Consider the following 13,926-nt stretch of genomic DNA (forward strand, 5'->3'; position numbering starts at 1 on the left):
TCAGGCAGTGGTGCACGAACGTCATGCGCTCCAAGGTCGAGCCGATGAAGGACGTCGCGCGGATGATCCGCAAGCACTTCGACGGCATCCTGGCCTGGAGCCAGACCCGCCAGACCAACGGCTTCCTGGAAGCCATCAACGGCCTGTTCCAGGCCGCCAAGCGCAAGGCCCGCGGCTACACCCGGCTCGACACCATGCGCACCGTCATCTTCCTGATCGCCGGCAAGCTCGACTTCTCGCGCCTCAACCCGCACGTGGCATAACCCACTCGAATTTCAAAAGAGCCATGAATGATCTTTTCCGTAAATCCGCCTTGCCGGTGATCTTGCTTGCCCTCGCGGGCTGCGCCACGCAGGGCAAGCCACCGCCGACCATCTCGCTCGATGAGCCGGTGCAGGCCCAGCCGCTGCCCGAGCCGCCTGCGCCGGTGGAGGTGGTGGCCGTGCCCGAGGTGCTGCCGATGCCGGCGCAGTTGAAGCCCGTGCCCGAGGCGGAAGATGCCAAACCCACGCCGGAACCGGCAGACGAGAGGGTGCGCGTCTCGCGCGCCAATGCCGAGGCCCGCGTCGCGCCCACGCGCGAGGGCTACGTCAATGCGATTCAGGTGTGGCCCTTCACGGATGGCGCGCTCTATCAGGTCTATGCGGCCGTGGGCCGCGTGACCGTGGTTTCGCTCCAGCCGGGCGAGGAGCTGGTGACGGTGGCTGCCGGAGATACCGTGCGCTGGATCGTGGGCGACACGTCCAGCGGCAGCGGCGCCGACTTGCGCGTGAGCGTGCTGGTCAAACCCATCCGCTCTGGCCTCAAGACCAATCTCGTCATCACCACCAGCCGCAGAACGTACCTGCTGGAGCTGACCTCGACGGAGAAGACGTGGATGGCATCCGTGTCGTGGGAGTACCCACGCGACCGGATACTGGCTTTGCAGCGCCAGGCACAGGCGGCCAGCGCCGCCGCGCCGGTCGATACCGGGCTGGCGCTGGAGAACCTGCGCTTCCGCTACGCGGTCAGCGGCAGTAATCCGCCGTGGAAGCCGCTGCGCGCCTTCGACGACGGGCAGAAGGTCTATATCCAGTTCCCCGCCGGCATCGCGCAAGGCGAGCTGCCGCCGCTGTTTGTCATCGGCGCGCAGGGCGACGGGCAACTGGTGAACTACCGCTTCCGCTCGCCGTACTACATCGTGGATCGACTGTTCGGCGCGGCTGAACTGCGCCTGGGCGGTGACAAGGGCGACGTGGTGCGGATCGAGCGCACGGACGGCACGCGGAGGAACTGACCATGAGCCAGGACGACACTCCCGACCTTGCCGCGCCTTCGGCGAGCAAGGTAGCGCCCGAGGCGGTGGCGCTGCGCGCCCAGCCGCGCCCGGTCACGCGCCTGAACCGGCGCACGCTGGCCATCCTCGTCGGCAGCCTGTCGGTCGCCGTGCTCGGCGCCACGATCTGGTCATTGCAGCCACATCGGCGTGGCGTGGGCGAGCAGACCGAGCTTTACAACGTCGATCGCGTGTCGAAGTCCGAAGGACTGGATGGCCTGCCGGCCGACTACTCGAAGCTGCCGCCGAAGGTGCCCGAGCTGGGGCCGCCGCTGCCGGGCGATCTGGGGCCGGCCATCGTGAACTCGCAGCAGCCAGCCGTGGCCGCTTACGCTGCCCCCGGCCACGATCCCAACGACGCCTTGCGCAAGGAGGCGGAAGCCGCGTCGGCTTCGTCGGTATTCTTCCGCTCGGGCGGTCAAGGCCAGGCCGCCGTTACGGTGGCGCAGGTAACGCCGGGTGCGCCTGGTGGTGCAAGCGCGCTCGCGGCCTTCGACCCGCTCGCTGCCGGGCCGGCATCGGTGGCGGCGCAGCTTGCCGACCCGACCGCCGTGCAGAACCGGCAAGACCAGAAGGAAGCATTCCTGAAAGCGGGCTCTACGGAAACACGCAATTCCGGCAATCTGGCGCTGCCGGCGTCGCCCTACCAGGTGATGGCCGGAACCGTGATCGCGGGCGCGCTGGTGACGGGCATCAAGTCGGACTTGCCGGGCGACGTAATCGCCACGGTGACGGAGCCGGTCTTTGACACGGCCACGGGCAAGTTCCTACTGATCCCGCAGGGATCGCGCATCCTCGGGCGCTACAATAGCCAGGTCAGCTACGGACAGAGCCGCGTGCAGGTGGTGTGGAACCGGATCATCCTGCCCGACACGTCCTCGCTGACGCTCGACAACCTCGTGGGCACCGACCCGGCCGGCTACGCCGGCCTGGAAGACGACGTGGACTGGCACTGGAAGCGCATCGTCGCCGGTGCGGTGCTGACGACGCTGCTGGGCGTGGGCGCCGAACTGGCCGCGCCGGAGAACCGCCAGGACGGCAACCGCATCGTCATCGCCGGGCGCGATAGCGCCCAGGACAGCATCAATCAGGTCGGCCAGGAGATCACCCGGCGCAACATGAACATCCAGCCGACCCTGACCGAGCGGCCTGGCCTGCCGGTTCGCATCATCGTCAACCGGGATCTGGTGCTACGGCCCTACCAGCCGCTGTTCTTCAATCGGGGAGCTTCGCAATGAGCACGACCAACAAGCTGCGGCTCGGGCCGCTGCCCAAGACCGAGAACGTCAAGCTGACCTTTGCCTGCCCGGCCAGCCTGAAAGCCGACCTCGATCGCTACGCCGCGATGCACGCGCAGACGTATGGCGAGGCGGTCGATGCAGAGAAGTTGATCCCGCACATGCTAGAGGCGTTCATGGCGGGGGATAGAGGATTCAAGAAGGGAGGCACGGACAAGACCGCGCCCCCCTAAACCAAGCTAATCGTGTACTCAGCTCGGCGAATTGCCGAAACGGCTGCCCGGATCGATCAACAGGTTGTTGTCACCCTTCGTAGTGGGAAGCGTCAGGCATGCCTCGAAGCCTGAACCCTGTCCAGGCCTCGGCGACCTTAGAACCAGCGCACTGTCGGTGCGCTGTGCAATCGCCTGAACAATCGCCAACCCGAGACCGCTGCCATCCCTGAGCTTTCCCACACGCTCGAATCGGTCCGTCAAACGGGCAAGAACGTCGCCCGGCACGATCGGTCCATCGTTGGCGACCGTCAGCACGCCATCGTTGGTCAGCGAAACATGGATGGGCGTACCGTCCGCGCCATGGCGCAAGGCATTTTCGACGAGGTTGCGATAGAGGATGGCGAATACGTCGGGGTCGAGGTCCGACATCAGAGGATCGGGTGGCAGCACCAGGGAGATTCGATCCGCGCTCGTGGTACGAGACAACTCGTCGGTCAGGATCCGCGCCACGTGCCGCAGATCCGAGGCGTGCTCCAGACGCAGCCGCCCGCCTTCGGCCCGCGCCAGTTGCATCAAGCGTTCGGAGAGCCGTGTCAGGCGCTTGAGTGTCGCTTCGATATCGGATGCGCGGGCCTTTGCCGCCGGGTCGCCCGTCTCTGCCTGCAGGCGCTGGGCCTGCGCGATGGCGCCCGCCAGCGGCGTGCGCAGTTCATGGGCGGCATTGGCGGCGAAGCTGCGCTCGGCTTCGAAGGCGGCGCCGAGCCGCCCGAGCAAGCCGTTCAGGGTGTCGGCCACCGGCGCGATCTCTGCCGGCAGTTCATCCGCCGGGACCAGCGACAGATCGCGTACCCCACGTGCCGCCAGCCGTTCACGGAAGCGCCGCAAGGGGGCCAGGGTCGTACGCACGGTCAGCACGATGGCCAGCAGCGCAATGGGCAGAAAAATCAACAAGGGCAGAACCAAACCCATCTGGATCTCACGCGCCACGACCATGCGATGCTCCAGCGGTTCGGCGACAGTGAGCCGGATAGAGCCTTGCAGTGTCTCTTCGCTGTAGAAGCGGTGGGTCGTGGACTGACTGAATCCGATGCCACTCCAATGAGGGAAGACCACCGGGTTGGCGTCGTGCGAAAGCAGCAGGATGCGTCCTTGGGCATCGCGCACGGCATAGGTGAGCAGTTCGTTGTGCTCGCGGATTTCGGCCAGGCGCTGGGTCACCCCTTCTTCCTCACGCCCAAGAACGTCTGCGACTGCCAGCGGCAGGATTCGCTGCGCCGTTTCCTGGAGGGCCGAGTCAAAGATTTCTTCGATGGCATTGCGCGCCAGGACCGCCGTCACTGAGGCGGCACCGATCCAGAGCCCCGTCAGCAGGACTCCCAGCGAAAGCCCCAGGCGCCGCTGCAGGCTTCCGGGCATCCTCATGCCTGCCCCAACCGATAGCCCAGTCCGCGTTCGGTCACGATGATCTCGGCGCCCAGTTTCTTGCGCAGGCGGCTGACATGCACCTCAATGGTGTTGCTCTCCACCTCGGTGTCGAAGGCATAGAGCTTTTCTTCCAGTTGTGTCTTCGAGAGCAACTGGCCAGGCCGGGATAGAAAGGCCTCGAACAACGCCCATTCGCGCGCCGTCAGCGGCACCAAGTGGCCGTCTCGGCGGATGCTGCGTGCGGCCAAGTCGATCTGTAGCGGCCCATGGGTAAGGATGGGATTGGGATTGCCGCTGTACCGCCGCGCGACCGACCCGATGCGCGCCGACAGCTCTGCCAGATCAAACGGCTTGACGAGGTAATCGTCGGCGCCAGCATTCAGCCCCTCGATCCGGTCCGACACCTGATCCAGCGCCGTCAGGATGATGACCGGTGTGACCACGCCCCGCGCGCGCAGGCGCCGCAGGAAGGGAATGCCCCGGCCATCCGGCAGCATCAAATCGAGCAGGGCAAGGTCGTAGGGCACACCCGCGATCGCGCTGTCTCCCGCATCCAGGCGGCGCACCCAATCCACAGAATGGCCATCGCTCGCAATCTGGTCGCGCACGGCTGCACCGAGCACGTCATCGTCTTCAATCAGCAGGACACGCATGGAACCTTTCCTCTATAGGGGCCAACGCAACGGCATACCTGACGACAACCTGAAGATTTTTTCTTTCAGGGCTCAGGCTGCGGTCACGTTGGCAGAGCATCCTCAAGCCATCAAGGATAAAGGAGCTCACCATGAAATCATTCCTACCGATTGCCGTGATCATCGCGTTGACCGCCTCTGGCGCCGCTTTGGCCGATGACGATTGCCGCCGACCCATGGCCGAATGGCAGTCCCGCGAAGCCGTGACGGCCCATGTTACGGCCCTGGGCGTCACGGCGGAGCGCTTGCGCATCGACGATGGCTGCTACGAAGTCCGTGGCCGGGATAGCGATGGCAATCGGGTCGGCCTGAAGATCGACCCCACCTCGCTGGCCATCCTGAAGCTGGAGGTTCGCTTCCGCTCCGGCGCCGATGCGGTGCGCTACCTGCCTGCTGTACGCGGCCAGGCGGCCAAGACGAGCAAACCCGCGGACGACAGGCTGCAACGTGCGCCTGTCCCGGTGACGCCAGAGGGCTCACGCTAGGGAGCGCGCTATGTACCTTGCCGGGCCCATGCTGGCCACCCTGGCTGTTCTGTACGCCGCCGTGCTCGGTGCTCAGACCTATGCTCCCTACGGTGCAGACATCGCACTGGGTATTGCACTCGGCGCGGCATCCATTGCCGCAATGAGTCTGACCTTGATCCTGTCCGCACGCCCGCGTTGGGCCGAACCCCTATTTGGGGGGCTCGATCGGATGTATAAGGTTCACAAATGGCTGGGAATTGCCGCACTGGCCCTGATGATCGGGCACAACACCCTCGAGCCCGAGCTAGAAAATGTTGTGCGCGAAACGCGGCTGGGAGAATTTGCTTCGGACGTCGGTGAAGTCGCATTCAATGGCCTCATCGGGCTGATCCTGATCAGTTGGATCAAGCGGATTCCCTTCACTCGGCTGGAGTTGCCCTGGTCGATCTGGCGCTTCACTCACCGCTTCACCGGGCTTCTGTTTGCCGTCGCCGCACTCCACCAGTTTGCCGTCGACAAGCCCTCCGGCCTGGACGGCACGCTGGATCTATACCTGAACGCATTGAGCCTGGCCGGGTTGGCTGCTTGGTTGTTCATGCAGTTCGTCGCACCGTACCTGCGTCCGCGTGCCTTTGTGCTGGAGAACATCGACCGGCACGGGTCGGTCGCGGAGGTCACGCTGCGCCCGGAAGGTCGTGCCCTGCGCTGGCGACCGGGTCAGTTCGCTTTCCTGTCGGCCCCCGATGCGGGGATGGCCGAGGCTCATCCTTTCACCATCGCGAGTGCTCCGCGTGCGGATGGTCACCTGCGTTTCGGCATCAAAGCCCTGGGTGGCTGGACCCGGCGCCTGCCCGAACGTCTGGCACACGGTCAGCGCCTGCGGGTCGAGGGGCCCTACGGTCGCTTCGTTTTCCGCAAACGCGCGCGGCGCCAGGTCTGGCTGGCCGGCGGTATCGGCATCACCCCTTTCCTGGCCTGGGCCGAGGCATTGACCGATACCGACCAGCAGGAGATTGCTCTGGTCTGGGTGGTGACAACGCGGACCGAGGCTTTCGCCGCCGAGCGCTTGGCCGCCATCGCCGCGCGCCATGCCGGCCTGACGGTGCATATCGTGGCCAGCGCCGAAGACGGGCGCTTCACAGCGCAACGGTTGACCCAACTGGTGCCTTTCCCACTGCACGAATCGGAGTTGTTTTACTGCGGACCGACAGGGCTGCGCGATGCCGTCGTATCTGGGCTCCAAGCGGCGGGACAGCGCCCGCGCCGCGTTCATCACGAGGCGTTCGAGCTGCGCTAGACGGCCCCACACCTCCACCAATGACATCGCCTCATTTGCAAAGGAATCATCATGAAAAAACTCGTCTCTTTCCTGGTTGTATCCACCGCCCTGGCACTGCCTGGCCTGGCTGCGGCACGTCCGGTCACCCTGACCACCACACTCAAAAACTATGGGGGCGATGGCGCCTATCTGGCGTTGTACCTGACCGATGCGAACGGCGCCTATGTACGCACGCTGTGGGTCGCGGGCAAAAAATCAAAGTACTACAAGCACCTGACGGACTGGCATCGCGCCACCGGCGGCAAGGGCCCGCAGATTGATGGCATCACCGGCGCCAGCGTGGGCGCAGGCCGCAGTCTGAAGGTGACGGTGGATCTGGCCGACGCCCTGTTCGATGCGGGCTACAAGTTGAACGTGGATGCCGCCGCCGAGGACATGCAGGACAGCCCGCGTGATGTGTCGGTGCCGCTGACAACCGCAGGCGCTGGCAAGCCCGTTGCGGGGCGGCGCTATGTCGCCGATTTCAGCTATGGGCTCTGACGCTGATTGGAGGCCTGCGCGATGATGCGAATCCTGCACCGCTGGCTGGGCTTGGTGCTGACCGTCCTGCTGCTGGTCACGGCGCTGAGCGGCGCGGCGCTGTCGCTGTTTCCGGCGCTGGAGTCGGCCCGCACCGTGCAGCCGGAAGCCACGCTGACCGTGGCCGATCTGGCCGCGCGGGTGCAAGCGGCGCACCCGGGTCTGGAACAGATCAGGCGCGCGCCCTCGGGACAGATCAGCGCATGGTGGTTCGATGGCGACCAGCCGGGCTCGGCGGTGATCAACCCGGCCACGGGCCTCGACGTGGCCAGCGCCGATCCGGACTCACTGCGGCGCTGGCTCACCAACCTGCACCGCTCGCTCTTTCTGGGCGACGGCGGTCGCTGGATGGTGGCGACGGGCGCGCTGGCGATGCTGCTGCTGGCCCTCTCCGGCGCGGTGCTGGTAGCCCGCCGCACGGGTGGCTGGCGACGCTGGTTCACACGCCTGCGTGGCCCGCTGCTTGGCCGCTTGCACACCGACATCGCGCGCGTGGCGGTGCTGGGTCTCGTGCTGTCTTCGGTGACCGCGCTGTGGATGGCGGCCGAAACCTTGGAGCTCGTCACGATCGACACCGCCAGCCTGGAAACGCCAGCCGCGGTCAGCGGCCAAGCCGGCCTGGCGCTGACCGAGATGCCCGCGCTGCGCGCCACGCCGGTGGCCGAGCTGCGCGAGTTGAGCTTTCCCGCCGCAGACGATGCACAGGACATGTTCACCCTCAAAACCGAGCGGGGCATGGGGCATGTGGACCAAGGCACCGGCACCCTGCTGGACTGGCAAGACCTGGGTTTGAGGCAGCGTGCGTCGGAGACGGTCTACATGCTGCACACCGGGCAGGGCGCCGCCGCCTTCGGGCTCATCTTGGGCCTGATGGCACTGGGGGTGCCGGTGCTGGCGGTGACGGGGGTGCTGACCTGGCTGCCCGGATGGCGCAACCGCCCCAGACTCCAAGGCAACACAGCGCCCACGCAGGCCGACACCATTGTGCTGGTGGGCTCCGAAGGCGGCAGCACCTGGGCTTTTGCCGCCACGCTGGCGCGCGCTTTGCGCGACGCCGGGCAGTTGGTTCACGTGGCCCCCATGGCGGGCTTTGCGCCCGCACGCTATCGCCAGGCCCGGCGCTTTGTAGTCCTCGCCGCCACCTATGGCGAGGGCGATGCCCCAGCCTCGGCCAAGGGCTTTCTCGATCAACTCCAAGCCTTGAAGACCGTGCCCACCGCACCGCTGGCGGTTCTGGGTTTTGGCGACAGCAGCTTCCCAGCCTTTTGCGCGTTTGCCCGCGCCGTGGATCAGACTGCCCAGGCCAAGGGCTGGCCTGCCTTGATGGCCTTTGACACTATCGACCGCCAATCGCCGCAGGACTTTGCCCACTGGGGCCGCGCCCTGGGCCAGGCGCTGGGCATCGAACTGGAACTCGCTCACCAAGCGGCTGTGCCGGCCACCCAGACGCTGACCCTGTTGGCTCGCAGCGATTACGGCGCGGCCGTGCAAGTACCGATGTCGATCTTGCGCTTTGCGTTGCCTACGGCTTCCTTCTGGCAGCGCCTGACGGGCCAGCACTTCACGCGCTTCGAACCCGGCGACTTGCTGGGCATCGTGCCCGAAGGCTCAGCGGTCCCGCGCCTGTACTCGCTGGCCTCGGGCGCGCGCGATGGCTTCATCGAAATTGTCGTGCGTCGGCATGTCGGCGGCCTGGCCTCGGGCCAACTCACCCAGATGGAGCCCGGCCAGACGGTTCGCGCTTTCTTGCGGCGCCATCCGGGCTTTCATGCAGGCCCGGGCCGGGCGCCGCTGATTCTGATTGGCGCGGGCACCGGCGTGGGGCCTCTGGCGGGCTTCATCCGCAACAACACGTCAGACCGTCCCGTGCACCTGTTCTTCGGGCTGCGTCACCCAGACAGCGATTTCCTCTATCAGAACGAATTGTCGAGCTGGCAGACCGATGGCAAGCTGGCGCATCTGTCCATCGCCGTCTCACGCGGGGAGCGGCCGCAGTATGTGCAGGACGTGCTTCGGCTGCAGGCACCACAGGTTGTGGCGGCTATCCGCCAAGGCGCCAGGATCATGGTGTGCGGCGGGCGGGACATGGCCCGTGGCGTGACGGAAGCACTGACCGACATCTTGAAACCCGCTGGGCTGACGCCCGCCATGCTCAAAGCCGGGGACCGCTATGTCGAAGACATCTACTGAACTGATCCGCCATGCGTTGAATGGCCCCACCATGGGCACGCGCTGGTCTGCCCTGTTTTTCGCCGTGCCGGGATTCGACACCGGCCCGGTGCAGGCAGCCTTGCAGCAGGCAACCGACGAGGTGGACGCACAGATGTCCACCTGGAATCCGGACAGCGACCTGATGCGCCTGAACCGGGCGCCGGTAAACACACCGGTTGTGGTGCCTGATGAACTGGCTCAGGTACTGGCCCTGGGCGTGGCCATCGGGCGCGCCTCGGGCGGCGCCTTCGACATCGGCATGGGTGATGCAGTGCAAGCTTGGGGTTTCGGCCCGGAGGCCGTCAATGAAGAAGGCATTCGCCGTGCCCTGTCCGCGCCACGCCGCCCTGCGCACGAGACGCTGGAACTGGCGGGTAGTCGGGTGCGCAAACGCGAGGCCATCACGCTTGACCTGAATGGCATCGCCAAGGGATACGGAGTGGATCGACTGGCGCAGACCCTGCGCAGCTTTGGCATCACCGCGGGGCTGGTCGGCATCGACGGCGAGATGCGCGCGCTGGGCCTGCGGCCCGGTGGCGAGGCATGGACGATTGCGGTCGAGGCGCCCGATCCAGACTGCCGCGCTCCGAATTCGATCCTGCGCCTGCAAGATGGCGCTGTCGCCACCTCGGGCGACTACCGGCATGGCGTGACGGTGCAGGGCCGCCGCTTGTCGCACACAATGGACCCGCTGCGGGGCGCGCCGCTGCTGTCTTCGCCAGCGTCGGTCACCGTGCTTGCCCCGACCTGTGCAGAAGCCGACGCCTGGGCCACAGCCTTCATGGTGACAGGCTCCGAAGCCGGGTTGGCACTCGCGGCGCGGCAGGGACTGAGCGTGTTGTTCCTGATACGGGATGGCAGGGGTGGGCTACTGTCAAAAGGATGCGGATTGTTCCAGGTTGAGGACCGAAGTCGGCGCACTGCACAATCCATTTGATGCTGAAACCGACGAGCTACGAATGCGGATTCGTGGGCTATGATGATGTGGCAGGCTCGTCGTTGCTCAGCAATCCAGCACGACGCAGCGCGATGTGTCCTTCTCTCCCGATGCTCCTATGTAGCTCCTAGCCTACGAAGCCGCCATTCTGCAAAGCGGCCTTGAAAAGAGCTAACCTGCTGTCCCATATACGGTTTCAAGCCCTGCGTGATCTGTACGAAGGGCTTGACACCGGAACTTTTTTGTTGCCTAGCGTTCCGGGGCGTCCCATTGCAGCCCGGCCAACGTGGGGGTACCGTTGGGGGTATCGGCCCCCTGCTGGGGGTATCGGGTGGGGGTATCGGCATGGCGACGGGTGCGGGCAAGCTGACAGCGGCGGCGATCAAGGCGGCCGAGCCGGGGCTCTGTCAGCGGGGCGGCGTCGTGCCGCAGCCAATGCAGCCATGCCTCCCGCAATGGGACGGGGACGGAGTTCATGCGTGCGGTCCTTCTCGGTTCCGGCGAAGGCCGGAACGCGCGATCGATCGGAAGCACCGGACACCGCCGGGCGTCACGCCCGACGTCAGGCGCCGGCGTAGGGGAAGGCGTCGCTCACGCGATGGGAGGTCGAAGTCGGTGCGCCGGCGGAGGATCGGCGTGCGGATGTTGCGCGGGGGCCGAAACCCTCACTGCGATCGGAGCGGGCAACACCGGCGTCGATGCCGGCAGCGCGGCGGTCCTCGGCAGGCAGCCGCAGCGGCAGGCCCCGGCGTCGCAGCAGGAACCCTCGGCCTGTGCGGTATCCGCCGTGTGATCCGATGCCGGAGCGGCACCGTGATCGGGGCACTCGTGCCCCTCGTCGTGAGGTGGGGTGGCGGCGGCGCCCGCTTCGTGCGCGCATCCGCCCATCCCGCCGGCGTAGGGGGCACTGACCGCCAGCAGCACGGACAGCAGCAGCGGAAGGACGGTTGACAGCCGCAGCATGAGCGAACGACGCCGTCGAGGTGCGACCAGCATCACCGCCCGAGGGTGACGGCGATGTGGCGATCAGGTGCAGCGGCTAGCGTGGCGCCACGTAGCCGCCGGGCACGCCCTCGGGGCTGAGCACCACCTGCCATAGCTGCGCGTGGCGGACGCGGAACATCGCCATGCTGGCGTGCAGGTAGTAGCGCCACATGCGACGGAAGCGCTCGTCGTAGCGCGCGGGCAAGGTGTGCCAGGCGGCCTCGATGTTGTCGCGCCAGGCCTGCAGCGTGCGGTCGTAGTCGGTGCCGAAGTTGTGCCAGTCCTCGAGAACGAACAGGCCCTCGCTGGCGGCGGCGATCTGCGCGGCCGAGGGCAGCATCGAGTTCGGGAAGATGTAGCGGTCGATCCACGGATCGGTGCGGTTGGTGGAGACGTTGGTGCCGATCGTGTGCAACACCGTGAGGCCGTCGGCCGGCAGGCAGCGCCGCACCATCTCGAAGTAGCGGCGGTAGTTCCTCACGCCGACGTGCTCGAACATGCCGATCGAGAACACGCGGTCGAAGCGTTCGTCGAGCTCGCGATAGTCCTGCAGCCGGATCTCGATCGGCAGCCCGGCGCACAGCTCGCGCGCGAACGCCGCCTGCTCGCGCGAGACGGTGATGCCCACGCCGCGCACGCCGTAGCGCTCGGCGGCGAACTTCAGCGCCTCGCCCCAGCCGCAGCCGATGTCGAGCACGCGCATGCCCGGCTGCAGGCCGAGCTTGCGGCAGACCAGGTCGAGCTTGGCTTCCTGCGCGGCGTCGAGATCGGCCGCCTCGCGCCAGTAGCCGCAGCTATACACCAGCCTGCGGCCCAGCATCGCGCGGTAGAGGTCGTTGCCGAGGTCGTAGTGGCGCTCGCCGACGCGGTAGGCGCGGCGTCCGGCCTGGGCGTTGATCAGCGTGGCGCGCAGCGCCAGCCACAGGTCACCGATGCCGCGCACGCGGCGGTCGAGCCCGGCCTTGAGCAGGCGCGCCAGCAGCACGTCGAGTTGCGCGGCGTCCCACCAGCCGTCCATGTAGGCCTCGCCGAAACCGAGCGAGCCGGTCGCGAGCACGCGCGCGAACAGGCGCTCGTCGCGCACCTGCAGATCCCACGGACGGTCGCCGTCGAGGCGCACGTCGGCCTCGGCGAGCAACGCCGCGAACCGCCTGCGCAGAGGCGAAGCGGCCACGGCACGGGGCGACGACGCCGGCGGCGCGTGCCGCGTGGCGTGCGGACCGTGGGACACGTCGGGGGTGCGCATGGCGGGCATCCGGCGAGCCGGCGGCGACCTTGCCGCGGCGGCTGAAATGGAACCCACGGTGACGGCGAACGCGGCGTGAAGGCCGGCCGCGCCGACGCGCTCCTCGTGGGCGCCCGGTTCCAGGCGCACGCGGCGCAGCAGCAGCGCGTTGAGCGCGACGATGACCGAGCTGCCGGACATCGACAGCGCGGCGATCTCCGGCGACAGCGTCAGCGGATAGGCGACACCGGCGGCGAGCGGAAAGGCGATCAGGTTGTAGCCGACCGCCCAGCCGAGGTTCTGGTGCATCTTGCGCAGCGTGGCGCGGGCGATGGTGACCGCGCGCACGACGTCGTAGGGATCGCTGCGCATCAGCACCACGTCGGCGCTTTCGATGGCGACGTCGGTGCCGGCGCCGATCGCGAAGCCGACGTCGGCCTGGGTCAGCGCCGGGGCGTCGTTGACGCCGTCGCCGACCATGCCGACCTTGCGCCCCTGCGCCTGCAGCTTCTTCACCTCGGCCGCCTTGTCGCCCGGCAGCACGTCGGCGAGCACGATGTCGATGCCAAGATCGGCCGCCACGCGCTCGGCGGTGGGGCGGTTGTCGCCGGTGATCATCGCCACCTGCACGCCGCGGCGGTGCAGTTCCTGGATGGTCGCCTGCGAGGTCGGCCGGATCGCGTCGGCGATCGCGAACAGCCCCGCCAGCCGGCCACCGACACCGACGAAGATCACCGTGCGTCCGCCGCCAGCCAGGCGCGAGGCCTCCGCCTCCAGTTCCGCCAGCTCGACGCCGTGCGCCTGCATCAGCAGCCGGTTGCCGAGCAGCACCGCGACGCCGTCGACCACGCCGGTGGCGCCCTGGCCGTCGATGTTGGTGAAGCCGGTGGCGAGCACCGCCGGCGCGCCGGAACGCTTGAGGATGGCCTGCGCCAGCGGATGCTCGGAGTGCGCCTCGACGGCTGCCGCGATGGCCAGCAGGCGCTCCGGGGTCCAGCCGTCGGCCACCACCATGTCCACCACTTCCGGCTGGCCGACCGTCAGCGTGCCGGTCTTGTCGAACACGATCACGTCCAGCCGCGCGCTCTGCTCGATCGCCTCGGCGTGCTTGAACAGGATGCCGTGGCGCGCGCCGAGGCCGGTACCGATCATGATCGCCATCGGCGTGGCCAGGCCCAGCGCGTCGGGGCAGGCGCGCACGAAGGCGTAGGCCTCCTGTGTCGCAAAGCCGGTGTCCAGCGCCAAGCGGGCCAGCGGCATGGCCGCGCCCGAGGCATGGGTCCAGGTCTCGGCGAGCATCCCGCCCAGCGCCTTCCACACCGCATCCCGTGCGGTGTCGCCCATCAGCACCCGGTGCTC

Annotated in this window: 13 protein-coding genes and 1 pseudogene; 9 read left to right on the forward strand and 5 right to left on the reverse strand. The window is 67.3% G+C overall.

Translation table 11 applies throughout. The features are described 5' to 3' along the window. The 4 genes from FPV26_RS12155 to FPV26_RS12170 all read left to right on the forward strand — a co-directional run. Positions 1-263, forward strand: a 263-nt coding sequence (locus FPV26_RS12155) for a transposase (protein WP_147654148.1), incomplete at its 5' end; no start/stop codon positions are given. Positions 264-286: 23 nt separating this feature from the next. Next, complete coding sequence (gene trbG, locus FPV26_RS12160) at positions 287-1,276, forward strand: P-type conjugative transfer protein TrbG (protein WP_147654149.1); 990 nt, start codon at positions 287-289, stop codon at positions 1,274-1,276. Between the two features lie 2 nt (positions 1,277-1,278). Further along, positions 1,279-2,553 carry a TraB/TrbI/VirB10 family type IV secretion system protein gene (locus FPV26_RS12165; protein ID WP_147654150.1) on the forward strand — a complete coding sequence of 425 codons (1,275 nt, stop codon included), beginning with the start codon at positions 1,279-1,281 and terminating at the stop codon, positions 2,551-2,553. Continuing rightward, the gene (locus FPV26_RS12170) at positions 2,550-2,786 is read left to right on the forward strand and encodes a DUF2274 domain-containing protein (RefSeq protein WP_028840162.1); all 237 of its coding nucleotides are present in this window, start codon (positions 2,550-2,552) and stop codon (positions 2,784-2,786) included. Before FPV26_RS12165 ends, FPV26_RS12170 begins: the two co-directional genes overlap by 4 nt. Positions 2,787-2,804: 18 nt before the next feature. Here the strand turns inward: FPV26_RS12170 and FPV26_RS12175 are convergent, their stop codons facing one another. Continuing rightward, positions 2,805-4,184, reverse strand: coding sequence for an ATP-binding protein (locus FPV26_RS12175; RefSeq protein WP_220429100.1), 1,380 nt, complete (start codon positions 4,182-4,184; stop codon positions 2,805-2,807). A gap of 2 nt (positions 4,185-4,186) precedes the next feature. Then, the gene (locus tag FPV26_RS12180) at positions 4,187-4,846 is read right to left on the reverse strand and encodes a response regulator transcription factor (protein ID WP_147654152.1); all 660 of its coding nucleotides are present in this window, start codon (positions 4,844-4,846) and stop codon (positions 4,187-4,189) included. A 131-nt stretch (positions 4,847-4,977) separates the two neighbouring features. On the opposite strand from FPV26_RS12180, the gene FPV26_RS12185 reads away from it, so the two are divergent. The 5 genes from FPV26_RS12185 to FPV26_RS12205 are packed head-to-tail and all read left to right on the forward strand — an operon-like array spanning position 4,978 to position 10,358. Continuing rightward, a complete protein-coding gene (locus tag FPV26_RS12185; RefSeq protein ID WP_066696291.1) occupies positions 4,978-5,370 on the forward strand; it encodes a PepSY domain-containing protein in 393 nt (130 codons plus the stop codon). 28 nt (positions 5,371-5,398) lie between these two features. Beyond that, positions 5,399-6,649: a ferredoxin reductase family protein gene (locus tag FPV26_RS12190; protein ID WP_220429101.1), complete on the forward strand. Its 1,251-nt coding sequence runs from the start codon at positions 5,399-5,401 to the stop codon at positions 6,647-6,649. A 51-nt stretch (positions 6,650-6,700) separates the two neighbouring features. After that, positions 6,701-7,171 (forward strand): DUF2271 domain-containing protein, encoded by a 471-nt coding sequence (locus tag FPV26_RS12195; protein ID WP_028840159.1) that lies wholly within the window; start codon positions 6,701-6,703, stop codon positions 7,169-7,171. 21 nt (positions 7,172-7,192) lie between these two features. Then, positions 7,193-9,400, forward strand: coding sequence for a PepSY domain-containing protein (locus tag FPV26_RS12200; protein ID WP_028840158.1), 2,208 nt, complete (start codon positions 7,193-7,195; stop codon positions 9,398-9,400). Positions 9,401-9,431: 31 nt separating this feature from the next. Beyond that, entirely contained in the window at positions 9,432-10,358 is a 927-nt protein-coding gene (locus FPV26_RS12205; RefSeq protein ID WP_246109287.1) for an FAD:protein FMN transferase, read from the forward strand. A 591-nt stretch (positions 10,359-10,949) separates the two neighbouring features. Here the strand turns inward: FPV26_RS12205 and FPV26_RS13025 are convergent. The 3 genes and pseudogenes from FPV26_RS13025 to FPV26_RS12220 all read right to left on the reverse strand — a co-directional run. Continuing rightward, positions 10,950-11,354, reverse strand: a complete 405-nt coding sequence (locus FPV26_RS13025) for a CopL family metal-binding regulatory protein (protein ID WP_147654154.1) — start codon at positions 11,352-11,354, stop codon at positions 10,950-10,952. A gap of 43 nt (positions 11,355-11,397) precedes the next feature. Further along, a complete protein-coding gene (cfa, locus tag FPV26_RS12215; RefSeq protein WP_147654155.1) occupies positions 11,398-12,516 on the reverse strand; it encodes a cyclopropane fatty acyl phospholipid synthase in 1,119 nt (372 codons plus the stop codon). Positions 12,517-12,735: 219 nt separating this feature from the next. Beyond that, a pseudogene (locus tag FPV26_RS12220) lies at positions 12,736-13,917 on the reverse strand (terminase gpA endonuclease subunit); the annotation flags it as partial. Positions 13,918-13,926: the final 9 nt, after the last annotated feature.

It is taken from the genome of Vulcaniibacterium gelatinicum (assembly GCF_008033445.1).
GTDB lineage: Bacteria > Pseudomonadota > Gammaproteobacteria > Xanthomonadales > Xanthomonadaceae > Vulcaniibacterium_B > Vulcaniibacterium_B gelatinicum.

Coding starts and splice junctions, on each gene's coding strand:
- trbG (WP_147654149.1), top strand. CDS start 287: ATGAATGATCTTTTCCGTAAATCCGCCTTGCCGGTGATCTTGCTTGCC.
- FPV26_RS12165 (WP_147654150.1), top strand. CDS start 1,279: ATGAGCCAGGACGACACTCCCGACCTTGCCGCGCCTTCGGCGAGCAAG.
- FPV26_RS12170 (WP_028840162.1), top strand. CDS start 2,550: ATGAGCACGACCAACAAGCTGCGGCTCGGGCCGCTGCCCAAGACCGAG.
- FPV26_RS12175 (WP_220429100.1), bottom strand. CDS start 4,184: ATGCCCGGAAGCCTGCAGCGGCGCCTGGGGCTTTCGCTGGGAGTCCTG.
- FPV26_RS12180 (WP_147654152.1), bottom strand. CDS start 4,846: ATGCGTGTCCTGCTGATTGAAGACGATGACGTGCTCGGTGCAGCCGTG.
- FPV26_RS12185 (WP_066696291.1), top strand. CDS start 4,978: ATGAAATCATTCCTACCGATTGCCGTGATCATCGCGTTGACCGCCTCT.
- FPV26_RS12190 (WP_220429101.1), top strand. CDS start 5,399: ATGCTGGCCACCCTGGCTGTTCTGTACGCCGCCGTGCTCGGTGCTCAG.
- FPV26_RS12195 (WP_028840159.1), top strand. CDS start 6,701: ATGAAAAAACTCGTCTCTTTCCTGGTTGTATCCACCGCCCTGGCACTG.
- FPV26_RS12200 (WP_028840158.1), top strand. CDS start 7,193: ATGATGCGAATCCTGCACCGCTGGCTGGGCTTGGTGCTGACCGTCCTG.
- FPV26_RS12205 (WP_246109287.1), top strand. CDS start 9,432: ATGGGCACGCGCTGGTCTGCCCTGTTTTTCGCCGTGCCGGGATTCGAC.
- FPV26_RS13025 (WP_147654154.1), bottom strand. CDS start 11,354: ATGCTGGTCGCACCTCGACGGCGTCGTTCGCTCATGCTGCGGCTGTCA.